The organism is Micromonospora sp. D93 (assembly GCF_018070365.1).
Taxonomy (GTDB): domain Bacteria; phylum Actinomycetota; class Actinomycetes; order Mycobacteriales; family Micromonosporaceae; genus Micromonospora; species Micromonospora ureilytica.
Genome location: NZ_JAGPXW010000006.1, coordinates 106736 through 131384, shown reverse-complemented (window position 1 = coordinate 131384; position 24649 = coordinate 106736). Strand labels below are relative to the sequence as shown.

Here is a 24649-nt window from a genome sequence, read left to right as displayed (position 1 = left end):
GCGGCACCGGGGCGGGCGGGGTCGGCTGGCACGACCGCGCGTGACGTACCGGCCGGGCCCGGCACCCACCCCGGGCCCCTTCCTTTCCACGGAGGTCCGCGGGCAGGTTTCAGGTGGTGGTGGGTTCCGCGCCGGACAATCCGCCGGTGTACGACGTGAGCGCGGCGACCGCCGTGGACAGGCTCTCGGTCATCAGCCCGAGCTGGTCGGCGGCCCGGTGCCACTGCCCGGCCGCCGTCTCGGCCGCCGGGTCGCTGGGCCGGTCGTGCGGGTCGGTGCCGATGAGTTGCTGCCCGGCGGTGCTGATCCGGGCCGGGAGCGCACCGATCCGGGCACCTGCTTCGGCCAACCGGTCGCGGACGGTGTCCAGCACCTCGACCAGAGCGCCGATGGTGGCCCGATCCTGGTGACCGGCGTCAGTGCGGAGCAGGTGAACGCCGTCGCTGAGCTGCCGCTCGGCATCACCGGCCAGGTCGAGCGCATCCTCGCCGCTGCGCCGCGCCAGCCGGATCGTCGGGTGGGCGCAGCCCGCCCCGGTCCGTTCCAGCAGCACGGCCGCGGCGGCGACGGCGAGGTACGTCTCGCGCAGCTCGGCCGTCACCTGCTCCACAGACCAGATCGCGCTCGCCGCCGGCACTTCCGTCGCTGTCTCCGACACGGTCACGGGTGGACTCCTCTCGTGGGGTTACGGGGGGTGCCCGGGGCAGCGCCACAACCAGCCCAGCTCGGGTTCTGGACCACTTTGGGCGCTGCCCCGGAGGGCCGGGACTGATACCCGGGAGGCGGAACCCCCGGCTGCCGAGCGAGGAGTCCCACGGCCGTCACGTTAGTTGACGTACTTACCTAAGTCAACGACGGTGTTGTAGGAGAAGAGGTTCCGTGATCAGATGGTAGTGCCGAGCGAGGAGTACCACCTGATGACAAGCCGCACTGCCGACTATGTACGTGTCGTCGAGACGATCACCGCAAAAATCCGTGCTGGCGAACTCAAACCGGGAGACAAGCTTCCGACCTACGCCCAGCTTGCTGACGAGTACAAGGTCAGCGTCTCGACTGCTCAGGCGGCACTTCGCATCCTGCGTGACCGAGGGCTGGTCGAGGGCCACCAGGGCAAGGGCACCTACGTGGCGGGAACATCGGAAACGCCGTAGGTCATATCAAACAGTACGAAGGTAACCGCGCAGGTTGTCCTTCGACAGCCCGTAGCATGGTGCAGGCTTCCTCGACCGACCTACGTGCACCGGTCAATTGCCCGTTGACCTGCTGCAAGACCGCCGGGCTCGCTCCTGTGAGCACAGTCATCAACCAGGCGTGGTTGTTGCCGATCCGGTCTGCCGCTCCGCGCAGCGCATCATGGTTACGCTCGACCAAGGCGATGATCTGTTCGATCTCCACGGCCATACCGCCGACGCTGACGTTCCCGCCGCTGCCTGCCAGCCGTGCTCGGCGACGTTCCTTGATGGTGTCGAAGGCTGCGGTTACCGCTGCTTTGGTCACCGCACCTGACGCTGCCCCCAGGACCAGCCCGGAGCCTGCCAGGACGGTGGCGGCCACCGCCACTCCTTGCTTGGCGACAGCCGTGGCCGCTGCGAGGCCAATCACGGCACCGCCCCACTCGCTGAGACAGCAGTGCGACGGGGTCCAGGAAGGCGCACTGAGTGGCGATCATCATCGGCAAACTCATCGCCACCTCCCGTGCAACGCTCTCGGCGGTGAGGCCGATCGGTGCCTCACCTTCGTTCAGCTCCTCGTGGTCCGCCCTCGCGAAGTAGCAACAGGCATCCCAGAGGTTCGCAACAGTCGGCAAGGCGGCACCGCGTCAAAGGCGGCGAGCGGCGGGCTTCCGGGATCAGCAGGTGCGTCGTAGCCTCACGGGCTCAGCCGAGACGTATCGAGATGGTGCGACAACGCTTCGCCGACCGGACCCTCAACGCGGCCCGAGCGAGGTGGCGTAGCGGGCCTGGCCATCGCTCGCGGGCACGGTAGGTCTTCGCAGGGCGGGCGAGCTGGCCCATGTCTAGGGCGGGTCGATGGGCGCTGGGGAGGGCGGGGTGGTGAATCGTCATACCATTTTCAGGGGGGATTTTCCCACCAGCAAGGAACTTATGATTTTCGATGTCTCTGTGCCTCACGATGGACGGGCTTCATCCATTCCACTCGATGGAGGTGCCATGAACGTCTCTCGGCTCGGCGGGCCGACCCTGTCCCTGTTCCGCATCGTGATCGGCCTGCTGTTCACGTTGCACGGCCTGTCCTCGGTGTTCGGGTTGTTCGGCGGCAACCCGATGACCGGCAAGGCGGTACCGCTCGGCACCTGGCCGGGCTGGTGGGCCGCCCTGATCCAGTTGGTCTGCGGCGTACTGGTTCTGGTCGGGCTCTTCACCCGACCCGCCGCGCTCCTCGCCTCCGGCTCGATGGCGTACGCCTACTTCGTGGTGCACCAGCCGGACGCTCTGTTGCCGCTGCACAACGGAGGCGAGCAGGCGGCGCTCTTCTGCTGGGCGTTCCTGCTGGTCGCGGCCCTTGGCCCGGGCGCCTGGGCGCTCGACACGCTCCTGGCCCGACGTCGCACCGACCAGCCCTCGGCATTGGCATCGGCTTCGGCGGCCGAGCCCGACGCGGTGTCCGTCTGACCGCACCCGTGCCACGCGTCGCCGGAGCCTCAACGAGGCGGCTTCGGCGGCGCGCCGGGCGAGGGCGGGCCTACGCGCCCCGTCGGGCTGCGCCTCTCCGCTGATGTCGTAGACGATTCAGCTCCAAAGCGAGCGCCTGAGGCAGGTCCCACCCGCCGCCGTCGGCTGCGGCCGGGGCGGGCCAGGGCGGGCCAGGCCGGGGCGGGGTCAGGCCGGCGGGCGCTGGATGAGGACCGCGTCCAGTAGGCCGGGGTAGAGCTTGTCCAACTCGTCCCGGCGGAGCCGGACCAGTCTGCTGGTGCCGGCGGCCCGGGTCCGGGTCAGGCCCGCCTCGCGCAGCACCTTCAGGTGGTGGCTACGGGTCGCCTTGGAGACGCCGAAGTCGAAGCTGCCGCAGGGGGACTCGCCGCCCTCGGCGAGCGCCCGGACGATCTGTAGCCGCACGTCGTCGGCGAGTGCGGCCAACACGTTGGTGACCGGTACGGCGGTCAGGTCGGGCTCGTGCGGCTCCATGTGACCAGTGTAACCCTTGTTCGACAATCATCGAACAACACCCTATGGTCGGTGTCGTTGGTTCGACGATACTCGAACATTGGAGTTACCGATGCGATCCCGCGCCACCGCGTACCCACTGGTCGCCGTGCTCGGTTGGGGCCTGATGTTCCCGATCCTGGCCAGCGCGCTCGACCGGGTCGACCCGCTCAACCTGACCACCACGCGCTACCTGCTGGCCGCCGCCGTCCTGGTCGGCGTCCTACTGCTCCGCGAGGGTGCCGGCGCGCTGCGCAACGGTGGCCGGGCCGCGGAGGTGGTGGTGCTCGGAGTGGTCGGCTTCGGCGGCTTCAACCTGCTCACCAGCCTGGCGCTCGAACACGCCGCCCCGCAACAGATCGCCCTCTTCGTGGCCACCACTCCGGTGATCACCCAGCTCGTCCGCTGGGCCCGCGACGGTGTACGCCCGAAGCCGCTCCTGCTGGCCCTCTCCCTGGTGGCGCTCCTCGGAGTCGGCCTGGTGATCACGCGCGGGAGCCTGGCCGGGCTCGGTCAGTTCGGCCTCGGCGGGTTGATGATGATCGGCGCGGTGCTGGGCTGGGGCATCTACACCCACGGCGCCAGCCGGTTCGGTGAATGGTCGCCGCTGCGCTTCACCACACTGACCGCGCTCGCCGGCACGGCCGCCATGCTCGTCCTGAGCATCGGCGCCGACGCCGTTGGCTGGCAGCACGCGCCGGCCGCCGCCGACCTCGTGGCGGTCACCCCGCAGTTGGCGTACGCCGTGCTGGTGGGCGCCGTGATCGCGGTCCTGGCCTGGAACACCGGCGTGCAGCGACTCGGCGCCGCCAACGCCGCGCTGTTCATGAACCTGGTCCCGGTGACCACCTTCGCGGTGCAGATCGCCCGCGGCTACCGCCCCGAGCCGGTGGAGCTGGTCGGGGCCGCCATCACGATCGCCGCCCTGACCGCCGCGAACCTCGCCGCCCGGCCCCGAACCACGTCGCTGCCCCAGCCGGGCGCGGTAACGGACCCGATCGCGGTGACCGACCCCGTGGCCGTGAATGCCCGCTGACCCACTCCCTGGGATCAGCGGTGGCAGCGGCCGACAGCGTTGTCCTAGACTCGACGGCACAACTGAATACCTCATCCAGAGGGGCTGAGGGATACGGCCCGACGACGCCCCGGCAACCACCCCGCGCGCTCACCGCTGAGCGACCCGCGGGGCAGGTGCCAATTCCGTCCCCGCCGCACCGTGCGATGCGGGGAAAGATGAGAGGACCCTCGACATGACGTCGACGCTCGTCACCTCCGGCATTGACACCGCTGCCAGCCCCGCCCGCGCCCTGGTCTGCCGTGCCTGCTCGGCCCGCTACCCGCTCGCCGCCCAGCACGCCTGTTACGAGTGTTTCGGCCCGCTGGAAGTCGACTACGACACCGCCGCGCTGGCCTCCGTCACCCGCGAACAGATCGAGGCCGGCCCGAACAACATCTGGCGGTACGCCGCCCTGCTCCCCGCCGGTCAGGACCCGGCCAGCCGGGTCACCCTCGACCCGGGGCTGACCCCGCTGGTGGCGGCCCCGCACCTCGCCGCCGAGCTGGGCATCACCGCGCCGCTCTGGGTCAAGGACGACAGCGCCAACCCCACCCACTCGTTCAAGGACCGGGTCGTCTCGGTGGCGCTCACCGCCGCCAAGGCGCTCGGCTTCACCCGATTCGCCTGCGCGTCTACCGGCAACCTGGCCAACTCGGTGGCCGCCCACGCCGCCCGCGCCGGCGTGCCCTCGGTGGTCTTCATCCCCAGCGACCTGGAGCAGGGCAAGGTCATCACCACAGCTGTCTACGGCGGCGAGCTGGTCGCCATCGACGGCTCGTACGACGATGTCAACCGGCTCTGCGGCGAGCTGGTGGAGACCGACGAGTTCGAGGACACCGCGTTCGTCAACGTGAACGTCCGGCCGTACTACGCGGAGGGCTCCAAGACCCTCGGCTACGAGGTCGCCGAGCAGCTCGGCTGGCGAATCCCGGCGCAGGTGGTCATCCCGATGGCCAGCGGCGAGCTGCTCACCAAGATTGACAAGGCGTTCTCCGAGCTGGTCGAGATCGGCCTGGTCGAGGCGCCGGCCGGCGGCTGGAAGGTCTTCGGCGCGCAGTCGGCCGGCTGCAACCCCATCGCCACCGCCCTGCACGCCGAGACCGACACGATCATCCCGGTCAAGCCGACCGGCATCGCCAAGTCGCTCAACATCGGCGACCCGGCGGCCGGCCTCTACGCCCTGGAGGCGGTCCGCCGCACCGGCGGCTGGATGGAGTACGCCGACGACGACGAGATCCGTGCGGGCATCCGCGATCTGGCCCGTACCACAGGGGTCTTCGCCGAAACCGCGGGTGGGGTGACGGTGGCCGTGCTGCGCAAGCTGGTCGAGTCCGGTCGGCTCGACCCGACGGCCGAGACCGTCGTGTTCAACACCGGCGAGGGTCTGAAGACCATCGACGCGGTGGCCGGCGAGGTCGGGCCGACCCACCACATCAAGCCCTCGCTGCGCGCCGCCCGCGACGCCGGTCTCCTCGGCTGAACCGGGGGTCCGAGTGGATCAGTCGGTAACTGGGTTTTCGCTGTGAGTGTGGAAAACCCGCCGCTACGGACTTGACGGCAGGAACCGGACGGCGCAAGATGCTCCGTGCGGGAGGGCATTTCGCCGAAGACTTTTGAAGTTCTTGCGACCCAACGCCGGAGGCGTTGTGCGAGTGTCCCTCCCGACCACGTTCGATCGGGCCAGCGATTAATTCGCTGGCCCGATCGCTTTTCCCGGGTGCACGCTCAGCGGCATGAGCATCACGATCGCGTCGTTCGACGGCGCCGACCACGCTTCGGTCGACGAGGCGTACCGGATCGGATCGACCGTCAACGACGTCGATCTGCCGGACTTCCCGCCCTTCTGCCGGCGCCGCTTCGACGCGCTGTTCCACACGCCGATGCCCGGCACCCGGTCGCTCTGGGCGCTGGCCCGACTGGACGGCGTGCCGGCCGGCTACCTCCAACTGGACCTGCCGCAGCTCGACAACCCCGACAACGCCACCGCCGAGCTGCTGGTGCATCCGGACCTGCGGCGCCGGGGAGTCGGCCGGGCCCTGCACGAGTACGGGGTGCGCCTGCTGCGCGAGCACGGCCGCAAGCGGGTGGTGGCGATGGCCGTCTCCGCGCTGCCCGGCGGGCCGGCCCGAAGCGTGGCGGGCGACGCGTTCGCCGCCGCGACCGGAGCCCAACCCGCCCTCGCCGAGGTGCGTCGCCGGCTCGACGTCGACAAGATCGACCGGGTCGCGCTGCGGGCGGCGCTCGCCGAGGCCCGCCCGCGAGCCGAGGGCTATCGGTCGATCTGCTGGCAGGGGACGACCCCACCGGAGTACGTCGCCGACATCGCCTACCTCGACGGCCGGTTGCTGATGGACGCGCCCATGGGCGACGTGCAGTGGGAGCCGGAGCAGGTCGACGCCGAGCGCATCCGGGGCAACGAACGGGCGTTGGACGCCCGAGGCCGGCGGCGCTACCACCTCGGGATGCGGCACGAGGCGTCCGGTCGGCTGGTCGCCTGGACGCTGCTGGACGTGGGCGCCGCCGCCGACTGGCACGCGTACCAGCAGATCACCATCGTCGACCCGGCCCACCGTGGCCACCGGCTCGGCCTCATCGCCAAGGCCGAGAACCTGCACCACCTGCTCACCCACGAGCCGGCGGTCCGCGTGATCGACACCTGGAACGCCGCCAGCAACAGCCACATGGTGGCGATCAACGAACAGCTCGGCTTCCGGCCGGTGGACTCCTGGACCGACTGGCAGCTCACCCTCTGACAGGTATCGGCGCTACTGCTCGCGGTGGGTCCTCAGGCATGATTGCGGGCATGACGGAGACCCCGCATCCCCTGTACGACAGGCACGCCGACACCCTCAACCGTGCGCTGACCGCGATCACGGAGCGGGGCTACTGGTCCGCCTACCCCGAATCCCCCAGCCCCCGGGTGTACGGCGAGACCGCCGCCGCCGACGGTAAGGCCGCCTTCGAGGCGTACCTCGGTGGTGACTTTCCGCTCGACCAGCCCGGCGCGGGCGCACGGGTCGCCACCGAGACGAGCCCGTTCGGGGTGGAGTTGGCGGTGGGGTACCCGCACGCCGGCCCCGGCGAGCTGGTCGACGCCGCCTCCGCCGCGCTGCCGGCGTGGCGCGACGCCGGCCCGCAGGCCCGGGTGGGCGTCTGCCTGGAGATCCTCGACCGGCTGCACAAGCACATCTTCGAGCTGGCCAACGCGGTGCAGTTCACCAGCGGGCAGGCGTTCGTGATGGCCTTCCAGGCCGGCGGCGCACACGCGCTGGACCGGGCGTTGGAAGCGCTGGCGTACGCGTACGCCGAGATGACCCGGCACCCGGGCACGGCAGGCTGGGAAAAGGCCGCCGGCAAGGGTGACCCGCTGCGGATGACCAAGACGTTCCACGTGGTGCCGCGTGGGGTGGCGCTGGTGATCGGCTGCAACACCTTCCCGACCTGGAACTCGTACCCCGGGCTGTTCGCCTCGCTGGTCACCGGCAACCCGGTGATCGTCAAGCCGCACCCGCGCGCGGTGCTGCCGCTGGCCATCACCGTGAAGTACGCCCGGGAGGTGCTCGCCGAGGCCGGGTTCGACACGAACCTGATCATGCTGGCGGCCGAGGCCCCCGGTGAAAAGCTCGCCAGCGACCTGGCCCTGCACCGCTCCATCCGGATCGTCGACTTCACCGGCTCCACCGAGTACGGCGACTGGCTGGAGACCCACGCTCGGCAGGCGTCGGTCTACACCGAGAAGGCCGGCCTCAACACGGTCGTCATCGACTCCACCGACGACTTCGCCGGCATGTGCCGCAACCTCGGTTTCACGCTGACCCTCTACAGCGGGCAGATGTGCACCACCTCGCAGAACATCCTCATCCCCGCCGGGGGCATCGAGACCGACCAGGGGCACAAGAGCTTCGACGAGGTGGCCGGCGGGATCGCCGCCGCCGTCGGCAAGCTCACCGCCGACCCGGCCCGAGGTGTGGAGCTGACCGGCGCCATCGTCAACGACGGGGTGCTGGAACGGCTGGCCGAGGTGACCAAGGTCGGCGAGCCGGTGCTGGAGTCGCGGGCAGTGGCCCACCCGTCGTACGCCGACGCGGTGGTGCGTACCCCGACGATCGTGAAGCTGACCGCGGACGACGCGGACACGTACGGCCGGGAGTGGTTCGGGCCGATCTCGTTCGCCATCGCTACCGACTCCACCACGCACAGTCTGGAGCTGCTGCGCCAGACGGTCGGCGAGAAGGGCGCGCTCACCGCCGGGGTCTACTCGACCGACGAGGCGGTGCTGGACGCGACCGAGGCGGTCGCGGTCGAGGTCGGGGTGCACCTGTCCTGCAACCTCACCGGCGGTGTCTTCGTCAACCAGTCGGCGGCGTTCTCCGACTTCCACGGCAGTGGGGCCAACGCGGCGGCGAACTCGGCGTTGACCGATGGGGCTTATGTGGCTAACCGGTTCCGGATTGTGCAGTCTCGGCGGCACGTCTGATCTTTGGTTGCGGTTGTGGGTTTCCGGGGCAGCCCGACCCGCTCCGGGCGGTCAGGCTTGATCCCTGCGCGGGTCGGGCTGCCCCGGAAACCCTCCGTGGGGCACGGTTCTAGGCGGTTCTGCGCATCTGTAGCTCGTTCAGGGCTGGGATGGTGGGGTGGGGGACCCGTACGCCGGTGTCCTCGAAGCCCAGGCGCTGGTAGGCGCGGTAGGCGCTGTCGTTGCCGACCACCACCTCCAGCAGCAGCTCCGGTCGGCCGCAGGCTCGCGACCAGGCGGCCACCCCGTCGATCAGCTCGCGGACCAGGCCACTGCCGCGCCAGGTGGGCGTGACGTACACGGCGTAGATCACGGTCAGCCCGGGTTCGTTCGGGGCGGTCGTGCCACCGGCGTGCCCGACGAGCCGGCCGCCCGGGTCCGCGATGAACTGCGCGTTTGTGGAACCGGCCGAGGTGTACGCGACCCGGGCGGCGAACTCGTTGTGTGGTCGGGCCGCCGCGTCCGCCAGGGTCTCCAGGAATGCCAACGGCGCGTCGGCCAGCATCTCCAGGCGCAGCGCCCGCATCCGGGCGGCGTCCTCCGGCCGGACCCGGCGGATCTCGGCGAGCCGCAGGGCCGGCGAGCCCAGTTCGGTGGTCATGTCCGCATGCCTACCACAGGGAATGGACACAATTGGGTGCCCCCGACGTGTGTCCGATTTGTGGCCGTGCGCGGCCGTCACTCCTCGTGTAGCGTGCGATTTCGGTCACCACTTCAATGGCGGTCATCGATCGCTGAGTCGGTGGTCCGGGGGCGCGCGGCCGTGCCGCGCGCCTGGTCAGGCACGCCGCGCAGAGTGAGGGAAGTGCACCGTGGCACAGGGCTCCGTGAAGTGGTTCAACGCCGAGAAGGGCTACGGCTTCATCGCCGTCGACGGCGGTCAGGACGTGTTCGTCCACTTCTCCGCGATCGAGATGGACGGTTACAAGGCGTTGGACGACGGTCAGCGGGTGGAGTTCGAGATCGCCCAGGGCCAGAAGGGCCCGCAGGCGGAGCACGTGCGCGTCATCGGCTGATCTTCCTGGCCGATCGGCCCTGTGAGTCGGGGCTGCGGTAGGGGCGTGCACCCGGGAAGATCGTGAACCGTTCCAGCCGATGCCGAGGAGCGTTCATGACCGACCAGCCGCCCCCGTCCACTCCTTCCTCCGGGTCGGGGGAGCCGGACCCCTCCGACCCGTCCTCGCCCGCAGGCGGCCCCGGCCCCTCCGGCCCGCCGCCCGGCTGGGGGCCGGGCATGCCCCCGGCCGGCCCACCCTCCGGCCACGCCGGCCCGCCGCCCGGCTGGGATCCCGCGCAGGGGGCCTGGGGTGCGGCCCCGCCGCCGCAGGGCTGGGCGTACCCGCCCACCGGGGGCTACCCGCCCGGGTCGGGTCCCTACGGCGGACAGCCGTGGTATCCGGGGCCGCCGGTCGGCTGGTACCCGCCGGGTTACGGGTTCGACCCGAACGACGCCCTGGTCACGCCGCCCGGCGCGGGCCTCGGCGGTTGGTTCAACAGGTGCGCGGGAGCGCTGCGCCGAGGCTGGCGGCAGTTGGTGCCGATCATGCTGCTCACCCAGGTGCTGCCGGCGGCGGTGCTCTCGGTGCTCTCCCTCGGGCTTGACCCGTCGGCGAACTGGGCCCCGCAGGCCGGATCGAGCGCGAGCCCGGTGCTGCCGGACAATTTCGCCGCCGATCTGCTGAGCCTCCTGGTCGTGTTGATTGGCGGCAGCCTGTTGGTCGGGTTGGTGCAGGCCGTCGGGTGGGGTGCCGGCACCTGGGTGATCACCCAACAGGCGGCCGGTCAGCCGGCCAGCCTCGAGTCGGCGCTGCGCTACGGCCTGCGGCGGGCACTCGGGCTGTGGGGCTGGACGCTGCTGGTCAGCCTGCTGATCGGCGTCGGTTTCTGCTTCTGCGTGCTGCCGGGCATCTACCTGGGCTTCGCGCTGAGCATGGCCGGCCCGGTCTACCTCTTCGAACGCCACAATCCGATCGGTCGGTCCTTCCGGATGTTCCACGACCGCCTCGGCCTGCTGCTCGGTCGGGTGGCCCTGGTGGTCCTGGCGGTTTTCGTCGGCACCCTGATCCCCGGTGTTCTGGAGGGGCTGGGCACCTCGCCGTTCGGAACGGACCCGTTCGCCTCGGCGGGTACCGCCGCCGGAGTGGTGGTGGTGATCGGCATCACCGCCGTGCTGGCCCTGCCTGCCCACCTCGCCCAGATGGTCGGTCTGCTGGTGACGTACGCGGAGCAGCGCGCCCATGAGGCGCCGGTGAACACTGCCGGACTGGCCGCGGAACTCGGCTGAGCGGCGGCATCGTGCTTGCACTCGGCAGGGGAGAGTGCTAAACAAGTCATTGGCACTCGCATACCGTGAGTGCCAATGGTCGGGACGGTGGGGCCAGGTTGCACCGGCGTGGAGACGCCGGGGCGACACATGGCCGGTCGTCGCGGGCTATCCGGCCCGGCCGAAGGACGTCGTCGTCGCCAGGTGGCGACGTCCCAAGGTGCGTACACCAGGCGGCCCATCCGGGGCACACATCTCGGGTGGCCCGTGAGTGTCCAGGAGGACAACGCCGTATGGCCAAGATGATCGCGTTCGACGAAGAGGCGCGCCGCGGCCTCGAGCGGGGCATGAACCAACTCGCCGACGCCGTAAAGGTGACCCTCGGCCCCAAGGGCCGCAACGTCGTGCTCGAGAAGAAGTGGGGTGCCCCCACCATCACCAACGATGGTGTGAGCATCGCCAAGGAGATCGAGCTCGAGGACCCGTACGAGAAGATCGGCGCTGAGCTGGTCAAGGAGGTCGCCAAGAAGACCGACGACGTTGCCGGTGACGGCACGACGACGGCGACCGTCCTGGCCCAGGCCCTGGTTCGCGAGGGCCTGCGCAACGTGGCCGCCGGCGCCAACCCGATGGCCCTGAAGCGGGGCATCGAGGCCGCGGTCCTGAGCGTCTCGGAGGAGCTGTCCAAGCTCGCCAAGGACGTTGAGACCAAGGAGCAGATCGCCTCCACCGCCTCCATCTCCGCTGGCGACAGCACCGTCGGCGAGATCATCGCCGAGGCGATGGACAAGGTCGGCAAGGAAGGCGTCATCACCGTCGAGGAGAGCAACACCTTCGGGCTTGAGCTGGAGCTCACCGAGGGTATGCGCTTCGACAAGGGCTACATCTCGGCCTACTTCATGACCGACCCGGAGCGTATGGAGGCCGTCTTCGACGACCCGTACATCCTGATCGCCAACAGCAAGATCGCGTCGGTGAAGGACCTGCTCCCGATCCTGGAGAAGGTCATGCAGTCGGGCAAGCCGCTGCTGATCATCGCCGAGGACCTGGAGGGCGAGGCCCTCGCCACCCTGGTGGTCAACAAGGTCCGTGGCACCTTCAAGTCGGTCGCCGTCAAGGCGCCGGGCTTCGGTGACCGCCGCAAGGCCATGCTGACCGACATCGCCATCCTCGCCGGTGGCCAGGTCATCAGCGAGGAGGTCGGCCTCAAGCTCGACGCCGCCAGCATCGACATGCTGGGCCGCGCCCGCAAGGTCGTGGTGACCAAGGACGAGACCACCATCGTCGACGGTGCCGGTGACGCCGAGCAGATCCAGGGCCGGGTCAACCAGATCCGGGCCGAGATCGACAAGAGCGACTCCGACTACGACCGGGAGAAGCTGCAGGAGCGGCTGGCCAAGCTGGCCGGCGGCGTTGCGGTGATCAAGGTCGGCGCGGCCACCGAGGTCGAGCTCAAGGAGCGCAAGCACCGCATCGAGGACGCCGTTCGCAACGCGAAGGCCGCCGTCGAAGAGGGCATCGTCCCGGGTGGTGGCGTCGCGCTGGTGCAGGCCGGCAAGACCGCCTTCGACAAGCTCGACCTGGTCGGCGACGAGGCGACCGGTGCGAACATCGTCAAGGTCGCGCTGGACGCCCCGCTGCGGCAGATCGCCGTCAACGCCGGCCTTGAGGGCGGCGTCGTGGTGGAGAAGGTCCGTAACCTCGAAGCGGGTCACGGTCTGAACGCCGCCAACGGCGAGTACGTCGACCTGCTGGCCGCGGGCATCATCGACCCGGCCAAGGTGACGCGCTCGGCGCTGCAGAACGCCGCTTCCATCGCGGCGCTCTTCCTCACCACCGAGGCTGTTGTCGCGGACAAGCCGGAGAAGACCCCGGCTGCCCCGGCTGGCCCGGGTGGCGGGGACATGGACTTCTGAGTCCAGTTCCGACACACCGAACGGGGCGGGCCGCTGACGCGGTCCGCCCCGTTCGTCGTCAGGTCGGCAGTGGCCGCTGGTTGCGCCGCTTGTGCGCCCGGTTGTACGGCGGAAGCAGTTGGATCGGCGCGTCCACCATCTCCTGCGGCTCCTCGGCCACCGACGACTCACCGTCGGTGGTCATCTCGGCGAGTTGTTCGGCGTCGCCGTAGTCGAGTCGGTCGAACGGCAGTTGGCCCGGGAGTTCGCCGACCGGTTTCCAGGTGATCGGCGGGCCGTCCTCGGTCTGGTTGTCATCCGTGGTCATGGCTGCCTCCTCTACCAAAAACGGTAGGCGGCGTCGATGACCGGTGCGGGCGAATAGATCTATGTCCTGTTTGCCCCGGTTATGCCGTCGACAGGGTTCGCCGGTACAGGAGGAAGACCCGCTCGATCCACGCACCCGCGCTGCCCGAATAGAACGGCACCGGCCCCACCCAGCCGATCTGTGCCCGGTCCAGCCCCGCCGCCCGCTGGTCGCGTAGGCAGCGCCGCAACAGCACCCCGCCGATGCCCGACCCCTCCGCGGCAGGCGCGGTGCCCATCGGCCCGAACCAACTCGGCCGGGACGACCCGTACGCGGCGAAGCCGAGCACCTCATCGTCCCGCTCCGCCAGGTGGCAGCCGGCGTCGGCCCGCCCCACCGACCCGGCCAACTCGCCGTCCCACGTGCCGCCGAAGGTGGACCGGGCGAACGCCGTCAGCGCCGGCAGATCCGCCGGCTCCGCCCGGCGTACCGTGACGCCCTGGTTGGCCAGCCGCCGCTCCGCCACCTCGGTGGACCGCAGCGCCGGCGACCCGTCGTACGACAGGTCAGCGGTCATGTTCCAGGCGGTCCGGTCCTGCTGGTAGCCGAGCGCGAGTGCGGCGCAGACCGCCGGTGTGTAGCGGACGTCGATGCCCGGCCACGCGTAGTACGGCGGATTCCCGGCCAGCAGCACCTCGGTCGCCCCGCGCTCGGCGAGCACCCGCTCGGCCCGCTGGAGCAGCGCCCGGCCGACGCCCCGACGCCGCTGATCCGCGAGGACCGCCGCCAGGTCCACGTGCCCGATCCCCGGCTCGGTCGACGACACCGAGCAGATCAGCACCCCGACCAGGTCCGCACCCCGGTACGCGCCCAGCCCGACCACGGACCGGTCGGCGGCGGCTCGGGGCCAGAGCACGTCCACGATGGAAGCCGCCTCGGCGGCGTCCTCGGGTAGGTCGAGAGCCTGCTGGCAGAGCTGTACGACGCGGGGGACCAGGTCGGCGGTCAGCTCGGTGACGGTGATCTCGGCGTCCATGGTCGCCGACCCTAGATCACCGGTTGACGAGCCGCACCCCCGGCTCAGCGCTTCAGGAAGGAAACCTTCCTACTGCTGGGCGGCGCGAACGGCGGCGTAGGCGTCGACCTGGCCGGCGCCTGTCACGTTCGACGGAGCACCACAGGCGTCGGAGGGGCTGTCGGAGCGATAGGTGGGCGTCGCCGCAGTGGCGGTGTCCCGGAGGATCTGCCGGGTCCGGTTCACGTCGCCGACCAGCGCCGGGTTCGCCGACCACATCAGCGCGACCACCCCGGCCACCTGCGGGGTCGCCATCGACGTGCCGTCCAGCGCGGCGTACGTGCCGCCCGGCATGGCCGACACCACGCCCACCCCCGGTGCCAGCACGTCCGGCTTGTTCGCACCGCCGGGCACCGGCCCGCGCGAGGAGAACTCGGCGACCCGCCGCTGGGCGTCCACCGCGCCCACTGTCAGCACGTCCGCGTACGGGGCCGGCGGATCGTCGATCGACGCGCACCACGGGCCGGTGTTGCCGGCCGCGGCGACCACGAAGATCCCGGCGGCGTCCAGGGCGGCGGTGGCCGGCCGCAGGACACGCTGGTCGCAACCCTCAATGGGCGGGCAGCCCCACGAGTTGGTCAGCACCTGCGGGGCGCGCTCCGGACGGCCGTCGGTGAACGGGTCGCCACCGGCCGGAAAGGGCGCCAGCATGAACTGGAGACAGTCCAGGTAGTGCGCGGGGCTGCCGAGGTTGCGGTCCAGGTTGACGCAGCCCACCCACTGCGCGTCAGGTGCCACCCCGATGCCGTCCCGCCCGACCGCGCTGCCCACCGTGTGGGTGCCGTGCCCGCCCTGGTCGGTCGGGCTCCGGGTGTCGTCCCACGGGTCGTACCAGGAGTCGTCCCCACCGCGGAACCCGGCTCGTAGCGCCGGATGGGTGCCGTCCACCCCCGAATCGGAGCTGCCGATCACGATGCCGGTGCCGGTGACCCGGAGTTGGGACCACACCCGGTCGGCGCCGATCTGGCGGATGTTCCACTCCGGGCCGGTGGGCTTGGGCGCGCTGCCCCGGCTCTGCCCGGCCGGGGCCGGCAGCGGGCGCAGACGCTGGCTGACCAGCACCCGGGCCACCTCCGGTCGGCGGGCGAGCCAGGCCCGCGCCGCCGGGCCGCCGTCCACCTCGACGGCGTTGACCAGGTAGTACGACACCGGGTCGAGGTGCAGCCGGTTCAACCCGCGGACCAGGTCGCCCTGGCTCTGCTCGGCGGTCGTCACGAGTCGCCGGTAGACCTCCGCCGCGCGGGCGTCCCGCCCGGCCCGACCCGGCGCGCCGGCCAGCAGATTACCCAGGTCGGCCTGCGCGCGTAGCACCACGAACAACCGCTCGCCGTACAGGCCCGGCTGGCCGGGGCCGAGGTCGACCACGCCGAACGCCACAAGCAGCACCACGGCCGCTACCGCGGCGACCCGCCTGTTCGGGGTGCGTGCCGTCGGCCGGGCGAGCAGCACCGCGTACCCGATGGCGACCAGGACCGCGACGACGAGCCCGGCGCCGGCGGCGGCCGCCACCCAGAACGGAACGTCCCGGGTGCCGACCAGCAGCAGGCTGATCTCTTCCGGGTCGGTGAAGGCCAGCGGGCCGAGCGCGGCCAGGCCCACGAGCCAGCCGGTCGCCGTTCGGCCGGCGCGCGTGGCGGCGGCCGGGTCGGTGGCGGCCGGGTCGGCGGCGCCCGGGTCGGCGGCGGGCCGCCAGGTCGCGGCCCAGAGCGCGGCCACCGCGAAACCCGCCGGCGGCAGGGTCAGCAGGGCGGGCAACTGCGCTCCGGACTGGCCGGCCCCGGCCCCGAGCAGCAGCAACGCCACCCCGGCGACCAGGCCGCCGACCAGCACCAGCCGGGCCGGCCGGGGCGGCCGCCCAACCGCGAACGGGGACCAGAAGGGGGCATCCAGCAGAGTCGCGGCCAGCACCCCGAGCGCGGCGGCCGCCAGCAGCGCGAGTGCGGTCTCCAGGAGGCCGCCGAGCGCGCCCAGCCAGGCCCACGGCAGCAGCAGCGCCAACCCGGCGGCGACCGCGAGCAGCGGCACCGGCCCGAACCCACGCGGGCGTCGCTGGGGATCGACCGGCTTCGGGCTCCCGGTGGCCTCGGGCCGTTTGGTATCGCCGTCTACGGTGGCTGCGGGCGGCGTGGCGTCGCCGTCTACGGTGGCCCCGGGCAGCGTGGCGTCGCCGTCTACGGTGGCCCCGGGCCGCATGGCATCGCCGTCTCGGGTGGGTGCCGGGTCGCCGACCGGGCCAACCAGCCCGGGGTACGCCCACCGGCGCGCCGACCAGCGCACGGTGAGCGCGCCGAGTAACGCGGTGCCGGCCAGCGCGGCGAGGTACGCCTCGTGGTGCACCGGCGGCACGACCCGCAGCAGCGTTAGCACGCCGAGCGCGAGTGCCCCGACCAGCCAGGCCCGCCCGGTGGCCCGGACCGCGGCCGACCGGGGCACGACAGCCAGCAACAGGGCGGGTGTCCCGACCAGCACGACGACGGTCAGACCGAGCACCGGCCAGAGCCAACCGACCCGGTCCCGTCCGAAGCTCAGCAGCACCTGATCGGTGAGCCAACCACCGGTCTGGGTGCCCACGGTGACCGCAACCGTCCAGCAGCCGACCAGCACGGCCGCGACCACCGCCCACGGGGAGGTGCGGTCGCGGAGTCCGGGGTACGCAGGGTGACCGTACATCCGAGAACCTTACGACTGTGCTGAACGGTTTTGGCCCGGCGTCGACGTGACGTGAGGTGATCAAGTGATGAAAAGTAGGTCAGAGGCGCCGTTGGTACCTACTTTTCATCACTTGATCGAGGAGCGGGAGCGGCGGCTGCGATTGATCATCGAACAGGGCGAAGGTAGGGGCGGCGAATGTCGACACCGTGGCACGGCGGTTACGGTGGACGGGTGCGCGACCCCAATATCTCCCGATCCGTCGCCGGTCAGCTCTCACCGGTCCGCCGTGCGTCAGACCTGCGTCGACTGCGTGCCGAGCGCTTCGACGTGCTGGTCATCGGTGGTGGGGTGACCGGAGCCGGTGCCGCCCTGGACGCGGCGTCCCGGGGCCTGAAGGTGGCGCTTGTCGAGGCGCGTGACCTTGCCGCCGGCACCTCCAGCCGGTCCAGCAAACTCATCCACGGTGGCCTGCGCTACCTGGAACAGTTGGAGTTCCACCTGGTCCACGAGGCGCTCACCGAGCGCGGCCTGCTGGCCACCCGGCTCGCGCCACACCTGGTACGCCCGGTGCCGATCATGGTGCCGCTGCCGGCCGGGCGTGGCCTCCGGGACCTCCCGGCCCGGGTCTTCCGCCGCTCCTACTACGGGGCTGGCGTGGCCGCCTACGACGCCTTCGCCGGGGTCTTCGGCGGTGGCCGGGGCATGCCCCTGCACCGTCACCTGACCCGGGAGGGTGCTCGGCGGATCTTCCCGAGCCTGCGGGCCGACGCGCTGGCCGGGGCGATCCGCTACTACGACGGGCAGGTCGACGACGCCCGGTTGGTGGTCACCCTGGCCCGCACCGCGGCCAGCCTCGGCGCCACGGTGGTGAGCAGTGCCCGCGCCGTCGGGCTGATCCGGCAGGCGCGCGAGGTGACAGGCGTTCGCGTCCGGGACCTGGAAGCCCCGCTGGGCTCGCCGGACGCGGAGTTCGAGGTGCAGGCCCGCACAGTCATCGCCGCCACCGGCGTGTGGAGCGACGACATGTCCCGGATGCTCAACGACGTGGGCCTGCGGCCCGGTGTCCGGGTGCGCGCCTCGAAGGGGGTGCACCTGGTGGTGCCCCGCTCGGCGATCACCGGTGAGACGGGGCTCATCCTGCGTACGGCGAGTTCGGTGCTCTTCGTCATCCCGTGGGGCGGGCACTGGATCATCGGCACCACTGACACCGACTGGCGGCTGGATCGTTCCCACCCGGCCGCCTCGGCCCGCGACATCGACTACCTGCTTCAGCAGGTCAACACCGTGCTGGAACGGCCGCTGACCACCGCCGACATCGAGGGGGTGTACGCCGGGCTGCGGCCGCTGCTGGCCGGCGAGGCCGATTCGACCTCGAAGCTCTCCCGTGAGCACGCGGTCTTCGAGCCGATGCTCGGGCTGCTGCTGGTCGCCGGCGGCAAGTACACGACGTACCGGGTGATGGCGTCCGATGTGGTCGACAGGGCCGCTCGCCGGCTCGGTGGCGCCCGCGGGTCGCGCACCGCCGACCTGCCGCTGCTCGGCGCCGACGGGTACCCGGCGATGTGGCGGGACCGGGCCGACCTGGCTCGCCGGCACGGCGTGCCGGTGGGCGTGGTGGAGCACCTGCTGGAGCGGTACGGCACCCTCACCCTGGACCTGTTGGCGCTTGTCGACGCCGATCCACTGCTGGGGTCCCCGCTGGCTGGTGCCCCGGAGTATCTGGCGGCGGAGGTCGCCTACGCGGCGCGGGCCGAGGGTGCGTTGCACCTGGAGGACGTGCTGACCCGGCGGACCCGGATCTCGTTCGAGACCAGCCATCGGGGGCTGGAGTCGGCGGAGCACACCGCCGAGTTGATGGGCGCGGTGCTGGGTTGGGACGCGGCCACCCGGGCACGCGAGGTCGAGCACTACCGCGCCCGGGTGGAGGCGGAGCGGCAGTCCCAGTTGATGCCGGACGACGCGGCGGCGGACGCGGCCCGGCTCGGCGCTCCGGACGTCCGGGGTTACGCGGCCGACCGGGGCGACGATGACCAGGCTGCGCTGCGCCCGTCCGCTCGATGACGAATTGCGACGTTACCGATGGGTAACCATCGATACCGGCCCGGATGGTGGTTTCGAACGCTACCTACGGTGGGGTAGGTTTCCGCGCGTGCTAGCCCGCGCGCGCCCTCGTCTCCTCGTGCCCCTGCTCGCCGTCGTGCTCGTCGGCGCCCTGACCGGGTGCTCGCTCTTCGACCGGGGCAAGCCGGGCACGCCTGTGGCGCAACCGACCGCCGGCGCGGCGGGTGGATCGCAGCTGGAGATCCCCACCACTGTCGCCGCCGGTCAGGTCAGCCTGCTCCAGCGGCTCGGCGAGGACGGGCCGATGCGCACCCTGAGCGTCGAGCGCAACGGCGCGTGGCAGTGCGTCGACTGCGCCGGCGACGGCGTGACCTCCCGCGGCACCCTCGCACCGGAGCTGACCGAACGGCTCCAGGTGCTGCTCGCCAACCCGCTGCTGGCCGACGAGACCGATCAGGCCCGGCGGTACCGGACGACCTGCATCGACGCGCTGACGTCCAGCCTCATCACCTCGGCCGGGCTGATCACCTCGCAGGACTGCCCGGGTGAGGAGCTCACGCCGGTCGCCGGGGAGATCCTGCTGCTGCTCACCCAGGCGACCCCGGCCGAGGTCAAGGGCTGACCGCAGCCGCTCAGAGCACCTTGCCCGGGTTGAGCAGGCCGGCCGGGTCGAGCGCCGACTTGATCGCCTGATGCACCCGAACACCGATCGGCCCGATCTCTCGGGCCAGCCAGTCCCGCTTGAGCAGCCCCACCCCGTGCTCACCGGTGCACGTGCCGCCCAGGTCCAGGCCGAGCCGCATGATCTCGTCGAACGCCCGCCGGCCCCGCTCCACGCTCGCCGGGTCGGCCCGGTCGACCACGATGTTCGGGTGCATGTTGCCGTCCCCGGCATGCCCCACCACGCCGATCGGCACCTCGCACTCGGCCGCGATCCGGGCGACCCCGTCCAGGAGCGCGGCGAGTGCGCCGCGCGGCACCGCCACATCGTCGATCACCAGACCGCCGTTGCCGCCCGGGTAGGCGTCCGCCGCGAACTTCTCCATGGCCGGGTGGGCCAGCCGACGAGCCTGGAGCAGCGCCGCCGCCTCCACCGCGTCGGTGGCCGCGTAGACCTCGTCGGCGCCGACGGCCTCGCACACCTCGGCGAGCACGGCCAGGTCGTCCGCCGCCCGGGCGCCGGTGTCGGCGGCGGCCAGCAACAGGGCCTGCGCGTCGGTCCGCAACCCCATCGGCTGGTACGCCTCGATCGCCCGCAGGTGGGTCTGGTCCAGCAACTCCAACAGGCTGGGGGTGAGCCCGCGAGCCGCGATCTCGGCCACCGCCGCGCCGGCCGTGGCGACGGAGGGGAAGACCGCCACCAGGGTCAGCGAGTCGGCCGGGGCGGGCCGCAGCGCCACGGTCACCTCGGTGATCACGCCGAGGGTGCCCTCCGAACCGACGAACAGCCTGGTCAGGTCGTAACCGGCCACCCCCTTTGCCGTACGCCGCCCGGTCCGCAGCACCTCGCCGGAGGCGAGCACCACCTCCAAACCGAGCACGTACTCGGTGGTCACGCCGTACTTCACACAGCACATGCCCCCGGCGTTGGTGGCCACGTTGCCGCCGATCGTGGACGACTCCCAGGAGCCGGGGTCCGGCGGGTACCAGAGGCCCTGCTTGGCCACCGCCCCGGCCAGCGCGGCGTTGACCACCCCCGGTTGGACCACAGCGATCCGGCTCACCGGGTCGATCTCCCGGATCTCGTTCATCGCGACGGTGCTGAGGACCACCGCGCCGTCCACCGCGTTCGCCGCGCCGGCAAGCCCGGTCCGCGCGCCCTGCGGCACCACAGGTACGCCGTGCCGGGCGGCGGCCCGGACCACGGCGACCACCTGCTCGGTGGTGCGCGGGCGGGTCACCACCAGCGGGATGCCGGCGGGGCACAGGTCGGCCTCGTCCCGTTGGTGCATGCGCAGCAGGTCCGGGTCGGTGAGCACGGCGTCGGCACCGAGCGCGGCGCGCAGGTCGTCGAGGAGCGCGGTGGGGGCCATGCAGCCGAGGCTAGGTCGCCGACCGGCGATCATCAACATGATCGACTGGGCGGGATAACTTGGGCACCATGCTCTACCTGGACCAGCCGGCCTGGCCGTGGCGCGGTCGGCTCTGGTCGCACCTGATCAGCGACGTCTCGTACGCCGAGCTGCACGCCTTCGCGGAGGCGCTCGGCGCGCCCCGGCGCGGCTTCGACCGGGACCACTACGACATCCCGGCCGACCGGTTCGCGGCGGCGGTGTGGCTCGGCGCCCAGGTGGTGCCGAGCCGGGAGCTGGTCCGGTTGCTCCGCGCCGCCGACCTGCGGCGGCCAAAGCACCTGGTCAGCCCGCGTTCTCCGGCTCCTCGGTGAGGGTGGCCAGCTCGCGGCGCACGTTGTCCCGGGCGGGCTCCTCCCACCGGCTCGCCAGCGGTGGCGACCGGAACAGCGCGGGCAGCGCCAACAGGTTGGTCAACACCGCGGCCCGCCCGGCCCGGAAGGCTCGCTCCGGCACGTGGGCGTACTCCCGGCGGATCGCCGCCGCGTAACGCTCGTAGCGGGCCGGCGGCGCGGCCAGCACGGCCAGGTCCGCATCACAGAGCAGCGCGCCGTCCCGGTCGTCCGCCGCCACCGCGTGCCCGGCGGTGAGCAGCACCAGCCGGCGCACCTCGGCCACCGTGGGCGTCGGCACCCCGAGCCCGGTGAGCACGCTCTCGGCCAGTGCGGCGCTGTCGCGTTCATTGGCGTCGCCAGCGGCCCGGGGGTCGTAGACCGCGTCGTGGAACCAGGCCGCCAGCCGGACCACGTCGGCCCGAGCGGCCAGGTCGGCGTGCTGGTCCACCACGTCGAGCACCGCCGTCAGGTGGGCCATCGTGTGATAGTGCCGGTGCGGCTCCCGCCACCGGACGATCACCTTCTCCCCGGCCCGTGTCGTATCCGGATCGGATGTCGCGCCGGCATCCCGGGCCGCCGCCCGAAACCGGTCCAGCAGTTCAACCACCGCCCGAGTCTGCCGCATCCGCCCGTGCCGCGCGGGAAGGGAGGATTCAGCGGGCCCACCCCGGGTAGTCGCGCCCATGGCCGTGGCGCGAGACAAGCGACAGCCGGTGGTGCGACGTACCGCGCTGCGCGAGGGGCTGGTGGACATCGACGGCGCGCGGATCGCCGAGGCCACCGAACAGCTGCGCCATCGCGGCCGAGCCACCCTGCACGACCGGCTGCACCGGGTACGGATGGCCGGCGGACTCGCCGTGCAGGCCGGGCTGGCCGCCGGGCTCGCGTACCTGATCTCGCACAAACTGCTCGGCAACCCGCAACCGGTCTTCGCGCCGATCTCCGCGGTCGGCACGCTGGCCGCGTCGGTCGGCCAGCGGTTCCGCCGGACCATCGAGTTGATCGTCGGGGTGGGAGTCGGGGTGGCCGTCGGCGACCTCCTGATCTACCTGCTCGGCACCGGGGCGTGGCAGCTCGGCCTGGTGGTCACCGTGGCGATCCTGCTCACCATCTTCGCCGGGGCGAGCGTTGCCATCGTCATCCAGGCGGCGGCCACGGCGGTGCTGATCGTGACGCTGAGCCCGTCGACCCAGAACCTGGAGATCCCCCGCTTCGTCGACGCGTTCCTCGGCGGTGGGATCGCGCTGCTGGTCACGGCGGTGTTGCTGCCGCTGAACCCGCTGCGAGTGATCAACCGGGCCGCCCGACCCGCCCTGGACCTGCTCGCCGCCCAACTCGACGCCACAGCGGACGGGCTGCGTAACCGGAACCGCGCCACCATCCAGGCCGCCCTGGAGAGGCTGCGCAACAACAAGGCGGAACTGGCCACGCTGGGCGAGGCGATCGAGGGGGCGAAGGAGACCGCCACCCTCTCCCCGGCCCGCTGGCACCGCCGCGACGAACTGACCCACTACGCGGAGGCGGCCGACCCGATCGACCGGGCGATGCGCAACAGCGGCACGCTGATCCGCCGGTCCGTCACGTTGATCGAGGACGAGGAACCGGTGCCCGATCCGATGCCGGACTCGATCGGCCACCTCGCCGAGTCGGTCCGGCTGCTCAAGCACGAGTTCGCCGCCGGCGAGGAGCCGGAGAAGGCCCGCGAGCGGTCGCTGCGGGCGGTCAGCGAGGCCGGCCGGGCGTACGGCGCCGGGGTCGGCTTCTCCGGCAGCGTGGTGATCGCCCAGATCCGCACCACAGCGAGCGATCTGCTTGTCGCCTCCGGGATCGAGCAGGAGGAGGCGAACCGGTGGATCCGCACCGCCTTCGGCGAGCAGGAGCGCCCGGTCGGTGAGCCCGCCGAGCCCGGCGAGACACCGAAGCCACCCACCGCCCCGCCGGTCGGCTGAGCGCGGGCCGCCGCCGGCCGGGCCTCAGCCCAGCTCGGCCAGCGCCGCGAGCAGCCGGTCCACCTGCGCTGCCGTGCTGCCCAGCCCGATGCTGGCGCGCAGCGCGGTGGGCGGCAGGTCCCGCCGGCCGGTACGTCCCGCCGCCTCACTGAGCAGACGCCGGGCCAGCGGGTGGGCACAGAACAACCCGTCCCGTACGCCGATGTGGTGCTCGGCGGCCAGTCGCGCGGCCACCTCGGTGGAGTCCCGTCCGGCGACCACGAACGAGACGATGCCGACCCGGGGCGCGTCCGGGCCGAAGGTGCGCAGCTCGACGACGTGCGGCAGGGCGGCGAGGCCGGTCCGCAGCCGGGCCAGCAGGGCCTGCTCGTGGGCGGCCAACGCAACCTGGTCCGCGTCGTCGAGCGCCGCGCACACCGCCGCCAGCGCGACCGCGCCGAGCAGGTTCGGGGTGCCGCCCTCGTGTCGCGCCGGGCCGGTCGTCCAGGTCACGTCGTGGGTGGCCGGCCCGACGTGGCTGGTGGCCCCACCACCGGCCAGGTACGGCGGGGCGGCGTCCAGCCAGTCCGCCCGGCCGATCAGCACGCCCGCGCCGAACGGCGCGTACAGCTTGTGGCCGGACACGGCCAGGTAGTCGACGTCGAGCGTGCGTAGGTCCACCGGCGCGTGCGGGGCGAGTTGCGCGGCGTCGAGCACGATCCGGGCGCCGTGCCGGTGGGCCACCCGCGCGAGTTCGGCGACCGGCCACCGCTCACCTGTCACGTTGCTCGCACCGGTCACGGCGACCAGCACCGGCAGCGCCGGGCTGCTGCCCCGGCGCAGCTCGGTGAGGGCGGCGGCGAGATCGCGTACCGCCCCGTCGGGGTCGGCGGGCACCGGCAGCCGCACCGACCCGCGCGGCCAGGGCAGCAGGTTGGCGTGGTGCTCGGAGGCGTTCGTGACGACTGTCGTGCCGGCCGGCACGGCCCGCGCCAGCAGGTTGAGCGCGTCCGTCGTGTTGCGGGTGAAGATCACGTGATCCTCGGCGCGCGCGCCGAAGAAGTCGCCGATCGTCTGCCGGGCCTGCTCGTACGCGAGGGTGCAGCGCCGCGACAGTGCTCCCGCTCCGCGATGCACGCTGGCGTACCAGGGCAGCAGCTCGGCCACGGCGTCGGCGGCCGCCCGCGCGCACGGCGCGGTGGCCGCGTAGTCCAGGTTGATCTCGCCGGGCACGCCGAGGACGTCGAGCGGCGCGGACGGCGCGGTGGGCAGGGTGGGCAGGGCGGGCAGCGAGGGGACGAGAGTGACGGACACGCCGGAACCT

The 24649-nt window shown here is 71.9% G+C and carries 23 protein-coding genes and 1 riboswitch; of the genes, 13 read left to right on the top strand and 10 right to left on the bottom strand.

Annotation, left to right across the window (positions count from 1 at the left end; all coding sequences use genetic code 11):
• Window positions 1-109 precede the first annotated feature (109 nt).
• On the bottom strand, window positions 110-664 hold the full coding sequence (locus KBX71_RS09865) for a hypothetical protein (RefSeq protein WP_210817665.1): 555 nt from the start codon (window positions 662-664) through the stop codon (window positions 110-112).
• A 253-nt stretch (window positions 665-917) separates the two neighbouring features.
• Between KBX71_RS09865 and KBX71_RS09860 the strand changes: the two genes are divergently transcribed.
• Window positions 918-1151: a winged helix-turn-helix domain-containing protein gene (locus KBX71_RS09860; RefSeq protein ID WP_210817664.1), complete on the top strand. Its 234-nt coding sequence runs from the start codon at window positions 918-920 to the stop codon at window positions 1149-1151.
• Window position 1152: 1 nt separating this feature from the next.
• Here the strand turns inward: KBX71_RS09860 and KBX71_RS09855 are convergent, their stop codons facing one another.
• On the bottom strand, window positions 1153-1554 hold the full coding sequence (locus KBX71_RS09855; protein WP_247683209.1) for a hypothetical protein: 402 nt from the start codon (window positions 1552-1554) through the stop codon (window positions 1153-1155).
• 617 nt (window positions 1555-2171) lie between these two features.
• Between KBX71_RS09855 and KBX71_RS09850 the strand changes: the two genes are divergently transcribed.
• Window positions 2172-2633 (top strand): DoxX family protein, encoded by a 462-nt coding sequence (locus KBX71_RS09850; RefSeq protein ID WP_210817663.1) that lies wholly within the window; start codon window positions 2172-2174, stop codon window positions 2631-2633.
• Between the two features lie 207 nt (window positions 2634-2840).
• Here the strand turns inward: KBX71_RS09850 and KBX71_RS09845 are convergent, their stop codons facing one another.
• A complete protein-coding gene (locus KBX71_RS09845) occupies window positions 2841-3146 on the bottom strand; it encodes a helix-turn-helix transcriptional regulator (protein ID WP_210817662.1) in 306 nt (101 codons plus the stop codon).
• Between the two features lie 91 nt (window positions 3147-3237).
• Between KBX71_RS09845 and KBX71_RS09840 the strand changes: the two genes are divergently transcribed.
• From KBX71_RS09840 to paaN, 4 genes are all read left to right on the top strand, one after another.
• Window positions 3238-4200, top strand: a complete 963-nt coding sequence (locus KBX71_RS09840) for a DMT family transporter (RefSeq protein WP_210817661.1) — start codon at window positions 3238-3240, stop codon at window positions 4198-4200.
• A gap of 68 nt (window positions 4201-4268) precedes the next feature.
• Window positions 4269-4404, top strand: a riboswitch (SAM riboswitch).
• A 10-nt stretch (window positions 4405-4414) separates the two neighbouring features.
• A complete protein-coding gene (thrC, locus tag KBX71_RS09835) occupies window positions 4415-5701 on the top strand; it encodes a threonine synthase (protein ID WP_210817660.1) in 1287 nt (428 codons plus the stop codon).
• A gap of 253 nt (window positions 5702-5954) precedes the next feature.
• Complete coding sequence (locus KBX71_RS09830) at window positions 5955-6974, top strand: GNAT family N-acetyltransferase (RefSeq protein ID WP_210817659.1); 1020 nt, start codon at window positions 5955-5957, stop codon at window positions 6972-6974.
• A gap of 50 nt (window positions 6975-7024) precedes the next feature.
• Window positions 7025-8698 carry a phenylacetic acid degradation protein PaaN gene (gene paaN / locus KBX71_RS09825; RefSeq protein ID WP_210817658.1) on the top strand — a complete coding sequence of 558 codons (1674 nt, stop codon included), beginning with the start codon at window positions 7025-7027 and terminating at the stop codon, window positions 8696-8698.
• A gap of 109 nt (window positions 8699-8807) precedes the next feature.
• Here paaN and KBX71_RS09820 read toward each other — a convergent pair whose 3' ends face one another.
• Window positions 8808-9338, bottom strand: a complete 531-nt coding sequence (locus tag KBX71_RS09820) for a GNAT family N-acetyltransferase (RefSeq protein ID WP_210817657.1) — start codon at window positions 9336-9338, stop codon at window positions 8808-8810.
• A 211-nt stretch (window positions 9339-9549) separates the two neighbouring features.
• Between KBX71_RS09820 and KBX71_RS09815 the strand changes: the two genes are divergently transcribed.
• The 3 genes from KBX71_RS09815 (at window position 9550) to groL (ending at window position 12916) form a co-directional block, all read left to right on the top strand.
• On the top strand, window positions 9550-9753 hold the full coding sequence (locus KBX71_RS09815; protein ID WP_124815530.1) for a cold-shock protein: 204 nt from the start codon (window positions 9550-9552) through the stop codon (window positions 9751-9753).
• Window positions 9754-9848: 95 nt separating this feature from the next.
• Window positions 9849-11021 (top strand): hypothetical protein, encoded by a 1173-nt coding sequence (locus tag KBX71_RS09810; protein ID WP_210817656.1) that lies wholly within the window; start codon window positions 9849-9851, stop codon window positions 11019-11021.
• A 272-nt stretch (window positions 11022-11293) separates the two neighbouring features.
• Window positions 11294-12916 carry a chaperonin GroEL gene (groL, locus tag KBX71_RS09805; RefSeq protein ID WP_210817655.1) on the top strand — a complete coding sequence of 541 codons (1623 nt, stop codon included), beginning with the start codon at window positions 11294-11296 and terminating at the stop codon, window positions 12914-12916.
• A gap of 58 nt (window positions 12917-12974) precedes the next feature.
• On the opposite strand, the gene KBX71_RS09800 is transcribed toward groL, so the two are convergent.
• The 3 genes from KBX71_RS09800 to KBX71_RS09790 all read right to left on the bottom strand — a co-directional run bounded on the left by KBX71_RS09800 (window position 12975) and on the right by KBX71_RS09790 (window position 16947).
• Window positions 12975-13223: a hypothetical protein gene (locus KBX71_RS09800; protein ID WP_124822245.1), complete on the bottom strand. Its 249-nt coding sequence runs from the start codon at window positions 13221-13223 to the stop codon at window positions 12975-12977.
• 79 nt (window positions 13224-13302) lie between these two features.
• Window positions 13303-14238, bottom strand: a complete 936-nt coding sequence (locus tag KBX71_RS09795) for a GNAT family N-acetyltransferase (RefSeq protein ID WP_210817654.1) — start codon at window positions 14236-14238, stop codon at window positions 13303-13305.
• A gap of 69 nt (window positions 14239-14307) precedes the next feature.
• Complete coding sequence (locus KBX71_RS09790; protein ID WP_210817653.1) at window positions 14308-16947, bottom strand: S8 family serine peptidase; 2640 nt, start codon at window positions 16945-16947, stop codon at window positions 14308-14310.
• 228 nt (window positions 16948-17175) lie between these two features.
• On the opposite strand from KBX71_RS09790, the gene KBX71_RS09785 reads away from it, so the two are divergent.
• Together KBX71_RS09785 and KBX71_RS09780 are read left to right on the top strand one after the other, a co-directional pair.
• Entirely contained in the window at window positions 17176-18990 is a 1815-nt protein-coding gene (locus tag KBX71_RS09785; RefSeq protein WP_210817808.1) for a glycerol-3-phosphate dehydrogenase/oxidase, read from the top strand.
• Window positions 18991-19108: 118 nt separating this feature from the next.
• On the top strand, window positions 19109-19612 hold the full coding sequence (locus tag KBX71_RS09780; RefSeq protein WP_307847026.1) for a hypothetical protein: 504 nt from the start codon (window positions 19109-19111) through the stop codon (window positions 19610-19612).
• Between the two features lie 10 nt (window positions 19613-19622).
• Here KBX71_RS09780 and KBX71_RS09775 read toward each other — a convergent pair whose 3' ends face one another.
• A complete protein-coding gene (locus tag KBX71_RS09775; RefSeq protein ID WP_210817651.1) occupies window positions 19623-21023 on the bottom strand; it encodes an FAD-binding oxidoreductase in 1401 nt (466 codons plus the stop codon).
• Between the two features lie 68 nt (window positions 21024-21091).
• Here KBX71_RS09775 and KBX71_RS09770 point away from each other — a divergent pair, with 68 nt between their 5' ends.
• Window positions 21092-21376 (top strand): DUF4031 domain-containing protein, encoded by a 285-nt coding sequence (locus tag KBX71_RS09770; RefSeq protein WP_210817650.1) that lies wholly within the window; start codon window positions 21092-21094, stop codon window positions 21374-21376.
• On the opposite strand, the gene KBX71_RS09765 is transcribed toward KBX71_RS09770, so the two are convergent.
• The gene (locus KBX71_RS09765) at window positions 21348-22004 is read right to left on the bottom strand and encodes a metal-dependent phosphohydrolase (protein WP_210817649.1); all 657 of its coding nucleotides are present in this window, start codon (window positions 22002-22004) and stop codon (window positions 21348-21350) included. The two genes, KBX71_RS09770 and KBX71_RS09765, sit on opposite strands and share 29 nt — an antisense overlap.
• 139 nt (window positions 22005-22143) lie before the next feature.
• Between KBX71_RS09765 and KBX71_RS09760 the strand changes: the two genes are divergently transcribed.
• Window positions 22144-23346 (top strand): FUSC family protein, encoded by a 1203-nt coding sequence (locus KBX71_RS09760; RefSeq protein ID WP_307847034.1) that lies wholly within the window; start codon window positions 22144-22146, stop codon window positions 23344-23346.
• Between the two features lie 24 nt (window positions 23347-23370).
• Here the strand turns inward: KBX71_RS09760 and KBX71_RS09755 are convergent, their stop codons facing one another.
• The gene (locus KBX71_RS09755; protein WP_374102591.1) at window positions 23371-24639 is read right to left on the bottom strand and encodes an aminotransferase class V-fold PLP-dependent enzyme; all 1269 of its coding nucleotides are present in this window, start codon (window positions 24637-24639) and stop codon (window positions 23371-23373) included.
• Window positions 24640-24649 lie beyond the last annotated feature (10 nt).

Bases quoted from the DNA above. Each gene is read 5' to 3' on its own strand.
- groL (WP_210817655.1), top strand. From the start codon at position 11,294: ATGGCCAAGATGATCGCGTTCGACGAAGAGGCGCGCCGCGGCCTCGAG.
- paaN (WP_210817658.1), top strand. From the start codon at position 7,025: ATGACGGAGACCCCGCATCCCCTGTACGACAGGCACGCCGACACCCTC.
- KBX71_RS09770 (WP_210817650.1), top strand. From the start codon at position 21,092: ATGCTCTACCTGGACCAGCCGGCCTGGCCGTGGCGCGGTCGGCTCTGG.
- thrC (WP_210817660.1), top strand. From the start codon at position 4,415: ATGACGTCGACGCTCGTCACCTCCGGCATTGACACCGCTGCCAGCCCC.
- KBX71_RS09795 (WP_210817654.1), bottom strand. From the start codon at position 14,238: ATGGACGCCGAGATCACCGTCACCGAGCTGACCGCCGACCTGGTCCCC.
- KBX71_RS09800 (WP_124822245.1), bottom strand. From the start codon at position 13,223: ATGACCACGGATGACAACCAGACCGAGGACGGCCCGCCGATCACCTGG.
- KBX71_RS09830 (WP_210817659.1), top strand. From the start codon at position 5,955: ATGAGCATCACGATCGCGTCGTTCGACGGCGCCGACCACGCTTCGGTC.
- KBX71_RS09840 (WP_210817661.1), top strand. From the start codon at position 3,238: ATGCGATCCCGCGCCACCGCGTACCCACTGGTCGCCGTGCTCGGTTGG.
- KBX71_RS09820 (WP_210817657.1), bottom strand. From the start codon at position 9,338: ATGACCACCGAACTGGGCTCGCCGGCCCTGCGGCTCGCCGAGATCCGC.
- KBX71_RS09860 (WP_210817664.1), top strand. From the start codon at position 918: ATGACAAGCCGCACTGCCGACTATGTACGTGTCGTCGAGACGATCACC.
- KBX71_RS09845 (WP_210817662.1), bottom strand. From the start codon at position 3,146: ATGGAGCCGCACGAGCCCGACCTGACCGCCGTACCGGTCACCAACGTG.
- KBX71_RS09790 (WP_210817653.1), bottom strand. From the start codon at position 16,947: ATGTACGGTCACCCTGCGTACCCCGGACTCCGCGACCGCACCTCCCCG.
- KBX71_RS09850 (WP_210817663.1), top strand. From the start codon at position 2,172: ATGAACGTCTCTCGGCTCGGCGGGCCGACCCTGTCCCTGTTCCGCATC.
- KBX71_RS09775 (WP_210817651.1), bottom strand. From the start codon at position 21,023: ATGGCCCCCACCGCGCTCCTCGACGACCTGCGCGCCGCGCTCGGTGCC.
- KBX71_RS09810 (WP_210817656.1), top strand. From the start codon at position 9,849: ATGACCGACCAGCCGCCCCCGTCCACTCCTTCCTCCGGGTCGGGGGAG.